This is a genomic window from Novosphingobium sp. KN65.2, from assembly GCF_001368935.1.
Taxonomy (GTDB): Bacteria; Pseudomonadota; Alphaproteobacteria; order Sphingomonadales; family Sphingomonadaceae; genus Novosphingobium; species Novosphingobium mathurense.
In genome coordinates this window covers 25654-34327 of record NZ_CCBH010000181.1, presented here as the reverse complement: position 1 = coordinate 34327, position 8674 = coordinate 25654, and the positions used below count along the sequence as shown (strand labels likewise).

Below are 8674 nucleotides of genomic sequence, written 5' to 3'. Positions count from 1 at the left end.
CCCGCCAGTCCGTGTTCCCCTTGCTGATCAGATCGGTCAACGGCCGAAAGTGGTGAACGGTCTCACTAGCGCTAGTGGCCGAGATGTCGGGGGGAGCGGACATTGACGAACACAATGTTGCGCGTCATCCGAGGTCCGGAGGTGCAACGTTGGAATCCTATGGCTCGACTTACCTACAGCTTTGTGTCTGCCTTTTTGAAGATCGGCGTGTTCGTATTTACGGTGCTTACGGCCTATCGCGTCAATGATGCTACCGCATTAAACCTAGGTCCATGGGTGACAGTCCCATTCGTATGCTTTGCGATCCTCGGAACAAAATGTGCGGGAGAAGCGGTCGACGGATTTGTGCGTCGGAAGATTGGCTATACCGTCACCAACTCGGACGACTGATCCCAAGAAAGGGAACGGCCCCCTAACCGCTCCTTCTTTCCCAATGAACCACTGGAACACCGCGGCATAAAGCCGCATCCGCACGGTTTGGTCCAAGGGGGCAAGGTCAGCCTTTGCGGTCTCAATCGTCGTATACCTGCCCAGCGAGTCGAACAACCAGAGGCGACACCCGTGCTCGCGGCTATGCCTCCACCCATCGCAAAGGATCAATGAATGGTGGCGCTGCCAGCGCCTGCTTGCATCCACCAGGCCTCGCGCTGCTCGTGAACCATCTTGGCCGCCTCTTTCGCGTGGTCGATAAACTCGCGCCCATGCATTCGCCCCGCACCGACCTCGCGTTCGGCGATGGGCTCGAATTCGTCGGAATCGACGAACACTTCATCGATCATAGACCGAGGAAGACCGCCAAGCGCTTCACATGGCGGACGTAATCCTTCTGGGTATGCGGACCGAGCCCCGCATCATCATGTCGTGCTGCATCCGCTGGCGCAGCGGGCTGATCGGGGCCGTGTTGATCGAGACAGTCATGGCAAGTTCCTCCCCGTTAAAGGAACTGCCAACGTCACCCCGCTAAAGGCATACATATAGCACGCTACGCTGCACCATGCGCCCATCCCGCTAAGCGGGTTCATGCAAGGGGCGTACCTCTCAGGAACGGCCGTTGAGTTTGGCTACCGCTGCGGTCCGCTCACCATTGAAAGCGCCGTTCTCGCTCAGAAGTATCGACGCGGCCAACGCCGATGAGTAATCGTTTCTTTGCTTGCGGTGAACGAGGGCCAGGCCACAGAAGGGCCGGTAATCCCCTTGCATTGTGTATCACGCGATGATACGTATCATTTCATGATACAGAGCGCCAAAGGAAAATTGGTTAATCAGGTGTTGGCAGGCAAACCGGGCAAGGGTTTCCCTAACGATATCTTCCGGGCTGCTGTGCGGAAGCTGGCAATGCTTGAGGCGGCGGTGAATCTGGACGACTTGCGGTCGCCTCCGGGCAATAGGCTGGAAGCCCTGTCTGATGACCGTGAGGGCCAGCATTCGATCAGGATCAACGGCCAATGGCGTATCTGTTTCGTCTGGGCCGACAATGGCCCGGAAGATGTAGAGATCGTGGACTATCATTGAAGGGAGTTGTCATGACCATGTTAAAAACCCCGGTCCATCCCGGCGAAATCCTCAAGCATGAGTTCCTTGAGGAGATGGGCATTTCCGCTGGCAAGCTGGCGAAGCATATCCATGTCCCCCGCACCCGCATCGAGCGGCTATGCGAGGAGAGGACTTCGGTCACGCCGGACACGGCCAAGCGTCTGTCCAAGGCACTTGGCACGACGCCGGAGTTCTGGCTCAACCTCCAGACGCATTATGATCTGCTGGTGGACCAGGCCGCTGACATTGAGGAGATTAAGCCGCTGCTGGCGGCTTAATCTCCTCGCGCGGTCGCAATGCTATCTCCGCCGCACATAGCCTCTTTTGCGATTTACCCACCTGAACGCGGCCAAGTCGTTTCCGGCCACAAATTTGAGCAAGCGGGATCAAAAAGCGGTCGGTCGGCATCCAGGTAACGAAAATTGATCGCTGAACGGCCAGCAAGGGTCGGGGCTCGCTACTGGCCCAAATTGAGATAGTAGCGGGTCGATTTCAACGTACCGGTCTGCCCCAATGCGCCCATGCCGACCAACTCCTGCAAATCGCGGGTGGCGGTTGCACGTGAGGTGCCGGTGATGGTGATGTAATTGGCCGCGCTCAGCCCCCCGGTGAATCCGTCCAACCCTTCGCGGAACATCCGCGCGATGACGCGGGCCTGTCGCTCGTTCAGCCGGTCCCGAAAGCGGTCGTAGAATTGAGTCTTGGTGATGAGAAAGTCGATCAGGGCAAGACTGTGCGTCTGGGCGTCCAGCACGGTTTCGGCGAAATAGATCAGCCAGGCGGTGATTTCGTTATGCTTGTTGGCGGCTTCCAGCGCATCGTAATAGGCGGCGCGCTTGCGCTGGATGACATGTGAAAGAGCTATCAGGCTGGGCTGGTCGATTGCCTGTGACAGCACTTTCTCGGCTAGCGCACGGGCCACACGACCGTTGCCATCCTCGAAGGGATGGATCGACACGAAATAAAGGTGAGCGATCCCGGCCCGGGTCAAACCTGGCATTGGTTTTGGCCCGTCGGGAGAAGTAGCAGCAAACCACGCAAGGAAACTCTGCATTTCCTGTGGCATGTCCTTCGAGGGCGGGGCCTCGAAATGAACTTTCGGCTTGTGGCTGAAACCCGAGACGACCTGCATGGCATCCGCGTGTTCGCGGTAGCTGCCGACAGCGTCGATGTCGTGTCGCCCACTGACGACCATGCGGTGCCAGGCGAACAGGGTCTCGTCCGTGAGTGGCTCACTAAAGTCGCGATAGAGGGCGATCATCATTTCAGCGATGCCGCGCTCGGCCGGCGGGATGCGACGGTCGCCGACTTCAAGACCGAACTGGCGACGCAGCGAGCTTTGCACGCTGTCGCGGTTGAGCAACTCGCCTTCGATCTCGGACGTCTTGAGCGCTTCGCCGGTCATGATGTCGACGGTGACGGCAGCGCGGTCATCCTCGGCAAGGTGCTTGACCGAACCGATGAGTATGCCGGACTGTTGCAGAAATCGGGCTTCAGGCGCCGCCAAACGGGCGCTATCCCAACGAAATTCAGGCCAGTCTGGCTGCTGCCAATTCCACTTCATGAGCTATAAATATCCCTTTTATAACTCATTGAACATCATTTTTTGAAGCAAAAAATTGCGATTTATGGCTCATCCAGATATCATGCGCTGAGTGCTCGGCGCGGAAAAACCCATTCTGATGCGTTCTAACTGTGGCCGTCATGGCCATAGGAGACGTGTCATGGGATTATCAGAATTCGATCCCGCCGCTCATGAGCGGGTTTCATGGAACGCCGGGCGAAAAGTGGGCGCGAAGCGCGCGCTCAAGCCTCGTCAGATCTGGGCTGTCCGCTTCTTTCTCGACCAACATCGACGCATCCGGGATCGGGCACTCTTCGATCTCGCCATCGATAGCAAACTACGCGGCTGCGACCTGGTAAAAATGAGGATCAGCGACATCGTCTGTGATCGAAAAATTCGGATGCGGGCCACCGTCGTTCAGCAAAAGACCGGAAGGCCCGTCCAGTTCGAGTTGATGGATGATGCTCGCGCCAGCCTTCTGAAATGGCTTGAGCTGCGAGGTGGAGCGCTCGAAGATTTTGTCTTCCCCAGTCGCACAGATCACGCAGCCCATATCAGCACGCGCCAATATGCCCGCCTGGTCGACGAATGGGTCACGGGAATTGGCTTGCCGAGCGAGGATTACGGCACCCATTCCCTGCGGCGCACCAAGGCGTCCATCATCTACAAGGCCACCGGCAATCTCCGCGCGGTCCAGATACTTCTGGGACATACGAAGATTGAAAGCACGGTCAGATACCTCGGCGTAGATGTGGAAGACGCCTTGAGTTTAGCAGAGGGCACGGAAATCTGAAGCCATCTGGCTCCCCGCTGGAGCGGGGAGCCAAAACCAATTAGAGACGGCTACGCGTGCCCCTTTGGCGAATGATGGACGTAAGATCCGTCTGTCCGCACCTGGGAAGTCGACATCAGCGACTGAGCGACAAAGAAGGGGCGTTCTTCATATGGCGACCCCCGAATAGTTACTGGGGAACGAAACGGGAAATCTACAATGCAGCTCCGCCGCGTCGTAGCTTGCTGATGCCTGGCGTGGTTTCACGATGCAGTGGTTGTTACAGCCGACCGGCGCGCATGTGTGCAAGGCACGGAGGTATAGAAAATTACTATGGGATTGCAAAATAAGCGTATTTGACCCTTTGCGTTTGTAGATGTCATTGACCTTCCAAACAACAGGGGAGATGGTGGATGGCAACTGGCAAATCCGCATATTTTGTTATGGCGACAGCATGCGTAGCAGCAGGGAGTGCTGCTGCTCAGCCTGCCGACTATCCTGCACCCGCTCCGGCAAGCGCGCCGGTCGAGACGGGCGCCCTCCCGCTCTATGGCGCCAAGACGCCAGGATCTGCCGCCAACGAGAACTGGGCCCGATACTTCGGGAAGGACTATGCGGTCCGCAATGTCACCCGGCCCACCTTGACCCCAGTTCTTCCCAATCCCGCCAAAGCGACCGGCGCCGCTGTGATCGTGGCGCCCGGCGGCGCTTTCATGGCGCTTTCTATGTCGCACGAGGGCTGGGATGTAGCTCAGGCCCTTGCAGACCGCGGTATTGCAGCGTTCGTTCTGAAATATCGCCTCCTTCCAACCCCCAAGGATGAAGCCGAAGCCGGGAAATATATTTGGGCCAAGATGATGAAGGGCATTCCCGATCAAACAAAGCAACCGGTGCTGACCAATCCGCAGGCGACTGAAGATGGCCTTGCCGCATTGAAGATGGTGCGCGAACATGCCGGCGAATGGGGCGTGGATCCCGTTCGCGTCGGCATGATCGGTTTTTCGGCAGGCGCCATGACCTCGCTCCAGACCGTCCTTGCCGCGAAGTCGGGCAAACGACCTGCTTTCTTCGGGTACATTTATGGCCCGCAGGCTAAGATCGACGTTCCGGCAGACGCATCGCCGATGTTCGATGCAATCGCTCTCGACGATCCCCTGTTTCCCTCGATGGGCTTTCCGATTGCGCAGGCCTGGCTCGCAGCCAAGCGGCCTGTAGAAATTCATGGCTACCAGCAGGGGAGCCATGGTTTCGGGCTCGGAAAGCCAAACACCACGACAACGCTCGTGCTAGACGAGTTCATCGCTTGGCTTTCTATGCAGGGATTCCTGTCCAGAAAGACAGCCCCCTGACCAGTGAAGCGCCCGAAACCGGCGAGTCTCTTCACGGTCACCCTCTCGGAAGGACGATGGGAAAGCTGCCGTTCCGTTGCTGGGGAGGGAAACTGGAGCGCTGAGTGACCGGGAAAGGTCGGCAGCTGTCACCTCGGCTAGACGAGCAAAACCGCCGACAAACCGGACCTTCCGGCCGCAAATAGTCGCGCTGAAAATCGCCTTTCATTCATGTTGCGGCAGAGCGGGATTTGAACCGCGTCATCGTCTGCCGCCCCCGCCGGCGTAGCGCCCGCTTTCTGATCTTCGCGCTATCGGCATGTTTGGAGCTAGATCGAACAGCTTTGGGCCAACATGTAATTCTCCGAATCGTGGGTCGGTTCGGCATTGCCCAGACGGCAACTCGCGCATTCAAGCTCGCGGGCCGTACGCGTTCCGTTCCGCCATTATGCTGCCGCTTACTGGTGGACAAAGAAAGGTTCTCACCACCAGACGTCCGGTCAGCGGTTCAGTCCGGTTGAACGGAAGGAGTGAAAGGCAACGCGCGAGGAAACAATAATCGAACAGTATCATCGCGGTCGTTCCGACAAGCTGCATCCAATGGACGTATGCAAACGAGGGGAAAAGGCCCATGATCAGCAAAGCCAGGTACGCCATCCTGACTTGGGCCGGAAACGACCGAAGGCCTTGGCCGACCATTGCAAATACAGGAACCTGGATCGCTGCGAGGGCAATCAGGCCCTTGACGAAATCGCGATCGATAAAGAGGTAGTTCACCAGTGCCAGGTCCATGGCCAACCAGAACCACCATGCAAGATAGAGCTTGGGCATGGTCAATTTCCCGCGCGTCGCATACCTGATCCGGTGCCGTCTCGCGTAGATCGGACCGGACCAGGCTGCGGATCGTTGTATTACGTGACAACCAGCTTTGGCTTGAGGCCGATAGGCTGGGAGATGTTGTGGAAGTTCGGCGAGGTCGCCATCACGGCGGCGTGAACTTCCTCGAATTGTTCGGGGGTCGCGTTGCCCTTGATCCGAACCGTGTAGGACATCGTTTCGTATCCAGGCGCCACCGATGGGTCGAGCCGGTGGTGTCAGTCCCATGCGAACCGCTCTCCGTTGGTCAGACCTCCCCTTCTCTGCGCATGCCCTCAGCTCATCAGGGATTGCCACTCGGCGAGAGCCGCCGAGCGTCTCTGTTTATAGATTTCCCTGCTGACGAGGTGTCGTTCCTGGGCGAAATGATTGTGAACTGAGGCGTGGACCGAAGCGAATTTCTGTAGCGTCTTCATCCGCCGGAACCGGAGCATCGCTCGCTCTCTTCGCCGGAAGGGCAGGTGTGAATTTTCAACCCGGTTGTTTAGGTAGCGGCCGACCTCCCGGCGGCCTTCGTTTCCGAGTTCACGCATTGCCGCCGGATAAGACCGTAGCCCGTCCGTGACGATGGTCTCGGCCTTGCCGTGGCGCTTCAGTGCCTTCTTCATGAACCGCAAAGCCGCTGCTTTATCGCGGGTTTTGGTGACGTAGTTTTCCAGGATCTCGCCTTCGTGATCGACCGCGCGCCAGAGATAGTGCATCTCGCCGTTGATCTTCACGTAGACCTCGTCAACATGCCACCGCCAATGCCGGAAGCCCCGCATCCGGTTGACCCGCTGGCGGCGGATGTCGGCAGCGAACATCGGACCAAAACGGTTCCACCAGAACCGCACCGTCTCGTGGCACAGGTCTATGCCCCGCTCGAACAACAAATCCTCGACGTTCCGCAGGCTCAGCGGGAACCGCACATACATCATCACGACGAGCCGGATGACCTCAGGCGAGGAGTGGAAATATCGAAATGGCGAAGCGGGCTTTCGAGGGCGGGGCATGGCCCCGCCCTACCCTTGCTCCATCCCATTCGCTAGCCGGTGCAATCCTTTTGACAGAGCCCTTCCGCCTTGCCCAACGCGCAGGGCGGGGGCTGTTACGGCACAGTCTGGGCCTCGGCTATCGCCTGCTGAGCAGCCTTCGTGCCGTTGGCAAGGGCACGCGTCACGCAATCCTGATCCGGATTGAACGGATAGATCCGGTCAAGTTCATCGCACACGGCGCGGGCGACGCTGCGTACGCGAGTCATCAACCTGTCCTGATCGTGAGGCTGGCTGAGGTCCAGGTCATTGTAGAGCACCGGAATGCGCACGGTCGTCGTGACGATCGGTGCACCGGTCGTGCTGGAACGCTCGATCCGTGCCGGCACCGAGCGCGGAGCCTCGACGACGATTTCCTCAGGCGCGGTCGGCTCCTGCCCATCGACGGGCCCCTGTTCCTGCGCGCCTGCCACAGCCGCCGAAAGCGCCAGGCACATGCTGCCAAGGGCTGCCGTGCCGATGATCCGTGTCCAATAATCCATAATTTCAGAAACCTCCGCCCCCGCTCTTGCGGGAGCAAGTATCGCAAATCATTGATCCGTCGCAATCCTTAGCCGATTGCAGACGAAGTTTCGATCAGCGGCTCATCGGTGACGTGCGACTCACCATCGATGACAAGATTCTGCCCGGTCATGAAATTGCCCTCTTGCCGGAGAGATAAGGCACGCGGCGATCAGACCTCGTCAATGACCACATTGCTAACGGGATCGACCTGCTCGGGCTTGGCTTCGTCGAGTGGCACCCCGTCGTGCAGGTAAGCCGGCGCCTCGATCAGGATGAAGGCGATACGGCAGACTTCATCGGTCGTGTTGCGCCAGAGGTGGTTGGTACCCCGCTGAACGATAATCCCGCCCTCGCGGATCGTCTTCTTGCGCCCGTCCTCCAGTTCCAGTTCGATCTCGCCCTTCATCACGATGCCATAGTCGATCGAATTGGTTCGGTGCATCGGACTCTCCTTGCCCGGGAGCATATCGACCACGCGGATCACCGATCCGCCTTCCAACGTGGTGCCGGTCGTGCGGTCGCGGCCTTCGGTTTCGTCGTTGTTGTCGGCCGGGACGGTAGCGGTCGTCCAGATCGTCAGGAACGAGGCGTCGCCGGAGGGGATCATGCGGGTCGGCTCACAGTCCTCGGAGCGAAAGACCGCGCGACCGTTCCCGTCGTGGCCGGTGACCACGCGCTGTACCGGCGGGAGACCGGAATCGGAGAGGAGTTCGCTCATGGTTTCACAACTTTCTGTTCCAGGGCGCCACAAGGCGCACAGCCATTCCGCGAGTGCGTTTGCTCGCTTAGCGTATCGCCGTACTTCTTGAAAAGCGCGCGCGCAGGCCGATTGCGACCTGACGCATGCGCCGAACGGGCAAGTCGTCCGAAATCCGTCCGCCGCATGTCTTCCCGCAGATCAACGATCCCCTCCACCGCTACCTGGGAAGCCGATGGCATCCCCTCGAATTGAGATCTTCGCAATATGGCGACAGACTAGCGGCGCGCAAAGCGCATGTTGTAGGATCGAGGCCATCGGTCGGGCCAAAACCTCCCCCGATCCGAAGATCGGGAGAGGTCAACTGGA

General features: G+C 58.8%; 11 protein-coding genes. 4 read left to right on the top strand and 7 right to left on the bottom strand.

The window, feature by feature from the left end; genetic code table 11:
- Positions 1 to 596: 596 nt before the first annotated feature.
- Positions 597 to 779, bottom strand: a complete 183-nt coding sequence (locus SPHV1_RS18715) for a hypothetical protein (protein WP_054947548.1) — start codon at positions 777 to 779, stop codon at positions 597 to 599.
- Between the two features lie 451 nt (positions 780 to 1230).
- Here SPHV1_RS18715 and SPHV1_RS18710 point away from each other — a divergent pair, with 451 nt between their 5' ends.
- Both SPHV1_RS18710 and SPHV1_RS18705 read left to right on the top strand, forming a co-directional pair.
- Positions 1231 to 1512, top strand: a complete 282-nt coding sequence (locus tag SPHV1_RS18710; protein ID WP_054947547.1) for a type II toxin-antitoxin system RelE/ParE family toxin — start codon at positions 1231 to 1233, stop codon at positions 1510 to 1512.
- Between the two features lie 11 nt (positions 1513 to 1523).
- Positions 1524 to 1811, top strand: a complete 288-nt coding sequence (locus tag SPHV1_RS18705) for a HigA family addiction module antitoxin (protein WP_039286522.1) — start codon at positions 1524 to 1526, stop codon at positions 1809 to 1811.
- 179 nt (positions 1812 to 1990) lie between these two features.
- Here the strand turns inward: SPHV1_RS18705 and SPHV1_RS18700 are convergent, their stop codons facing one another.
- On the bottom strand, positions 1991 to 3097 hold the full coding sequence (locus SPHV1_RS18700; RefSeq protein ID WP_054947546.1) for a Fic family protein: 1107 nt from the start codon (positions 3095 to 3097) through the stop codon (positions 1991 to 1993).
- 160 nt (positions 3098 to 3257) lie between these two features.
- Between SPHV1_RS18700 and SPHV1_RS18695 the strand changes: the two genes are divergently transcribed.
- Complete coding sequence (locus tag SPHV1_RS18695; RefSeq protein WP_054947545.1) at positions 3258 to 3890, top strand: tyrosine-type recombinase/integrase; 633 nt, start codon at positions 3258 to 3260, stop codon at positions 3888 to 3890.
- A 671-nt stretch (positions 3891 to 4561) separates the two neighbouring features.
- Positions 4562 to 5218 (top strand): alpha/beta hydrolase, encoded by a 657-nt coding sequence (locus SPHV1_RS18690; RefSeq protein ID WP_231634748.1) that lies wholly within the window; start codon positions 4562 to 4564, stop codon positions 5216 to 5218.
- Between the two features lie 390 nt (positions 5219 to 5608).
- Here SPHV1_RS18690 and SPHV1_RS18685 read toward each other — a convergent pair whose 3' ends face one another.
- The 5 genes from SPHV1_RS18685 to SPHV1_RS18670 all read right to left on the bottom strand — a co-directional run bounded on the left by SPHV1_RS18685 (position 5609) and on the right by SPHV1_RS18670 (position 8326).
- A complete protein-coding gene (locus SPHV1_RS18685; RefSeq protein WP_054947543.1) occupies positions 5609 to 6028 on the bottom strand; it encodes a hypothetical protein in 420 nt (139 codons plus the stop codon).
- An 80-nt stretch (positions 6029 to 6108) separates the two neighbouring features.
- Positions 6109 to 6249, bottom strand: a complete 141-nt coding sequence (locus SPHV1_RS24545; RefSeq protein ID WP_231634747.1) for a hypothetical protein — start codon at positions 6247 to 6249, stop codon at positions 6109 to 6111.
- A 99-nt stretch (positions 6250 to 6348) separates the two neighbouring features.
- Positions 6349 to 7065 carry an IS6 family transposase gene (locus SPHV1_RS18680; protein WP_054947542.1) on the bottom strand — a complete coding sequence of 239 codons (717 nt, stop codon included), beginning with the start codon at positions 7063 to 7065 and terminating at the stop codon, positions 6349 to 6351.
- Between the two features lie 95 nt (positions 7066 to 7160).
- Entirely contained in the window at positions 7161 to 7586 is a 426-nt protein-coding gene (locus SPHV1_RS18675; RefSeq protein WP_054947541.1) for a UrcA family protein, read from the bottom strand.
- Between the two features lie 191 nt (positions 7587 to 7777).
- Positions 7778 to 8326, bottom strand: a complete 549-nt coding sequence (locus tag SPHV1_RS18670) for a cupin domain-containing protein (RefSeq protein ID WP_054947540.1) — start codon at positions 8324 to 8326, stop codon at positions 7778 to 7780.
- Positions 8327 to 8674 lie beyond the last annotated feature (348 nt).

Coding starts and splice junctions, on each gene's coding strand:
- SPHV1_RS18715 (WP_054947548.1), bottom strand. CDS start 779: ATGATCGATGAAGTGTTCGTCGATTCCGACGAATTCGAGCCCATCGCC.
- SPHV1_RS18710 (WP_054947547.1), top strand. CDS start 1,231: ATGATACAGAGCGCCAAAGGAAAATTGGTTAATCAGGTGTTGGCAGGC.
- SPHV1_RS18705 (WP_039286522.1), top strand. CDS start 1,524: ATGACCATGTTAAAAACCCCGGTCCATCCCGGCGAAATCCTCAAGCAT.
- SPHV1_RS18700 (WP_054947546.1), bottom strand. CDS start 3,097: ATGAAGTGGAATTGGCAGCAGCCAGACTGGCCTGAATTTCGTTGGGAT.
- SPHV1_RS18695 (WP_054947545.1), top strand. CDS start 3,258: ATGGGATTATCAGAATTCGATCCCGCCGCTCATGAGCGGGTTTCATGG.
- SPHV1_RS18685 (WP_054947543.1), bottom strand. CDS start 6,028: ATGCCCAAGCTCTATCTTGCATGGTGGTTCTGGTTGGCCATGGACCTG.
- SPHV1_RS24545 (WP_231634747.1), bottom strand. CDS start 6,249: ATGTCCTACACGGTTCGGATCAAGGGCAACGCGACCCCCGAACAATTC.
- SPHV1_RS18680 (WP_054947542.1), bottom strand. CDS start 7,065: ATGCCCCGCCCTCGAAAGCCCGCTTCGCCATTTCGATATTTCCACTCC.
- SPHV1_RS18675 (WP_054947541.1), bottom strand. CDS start 7,586: ATGGATTATTGGACACGGATCATCGGCACGGCAGCCCTTGGCAGCATG.
- SPHV1_RS18670 (WP_054947540.1), bottom strand. CDS start 8,326: ATGAGCGAACTCCTCTCCGATTCCGGTCTCCCGCCGGTACAGCGCGTG.